This window comes from Vibrio sp. 1069, assembly GCF_033340555.1.
On sequence record NZ_JAWOWP010000359.1, the window covers coordinates 1 to 712 of the forward strand.

The window sequence follows — 712 nt, forward strand, 5'->3', positions numbered from 1 at the left end:
GAGCTTGGCGTTGATGTAAATAATGGTCTTGGTGATGTTTACTCGAAAATCGAGTCACTACCAGCAGCACAAAAAGAAGAGATTGAAGCGGCAATTCAGGCGGTTTACCAAACTCAGCCTGAACTTGCGATGGTTGATTCGGATCGTGGCATCACGAACCTGCATGTCCCAAGCGACATCATTGTCGATGCATCTATGCCAGCAATGTTGCGTTCTTCTGGCCAAATGTGGGGTCCTGACGGCAAGCAAAAAGATACTAAAGCGATGATCCCAGATCGCTGCTATGCAGGTATCTACCAAGCAGTTATCGATTTCTGTAAAGAGCACGGCGCATTTGACCCGACAACAATGGGCAGCGTACCAAACGTGGGTTTGATGGCTCAAAAAGCAGAAGAGTACGGTTCTCACGATAAGACGTTTATCCTAGATGCAGCAGGTACAGTACGTATTGTTGATGCTTCTGGCGCAGTGCTGCTTGAACAGGCGGTAGAAGAGGGTGACATCTTCCGTATGTGTCAGGTAAAAGACGCGCCAATTCAAGATTGGGTGAAACTTGCAGTAACTCGCGCACGTGCGACAGGCGTTCCAGCTGTATTTTGGCTAGATGAAAACCGCGCACACGATGTAGAGCTTATTAAAAAGGTTAATGCATACCTGCCAGATCACGATACGACAGGTCTAGAAATTAAGATTCTTGCTCCAGTAGAAGCAT

The 712-nt window shown here is 47.2% G+C and carries 1 protein-coding gene; it reads left to right on the plus strand.

All coding sequences use genetic code 11. The features are described from left to right. On the plus strand, positions 1–712 hold a 712-nt coding region (locus tag R7040_RS26505; protein ID WP_318097586.1), incomplete at both ends, for an NADP-dependent isocitrate dehydrogenase.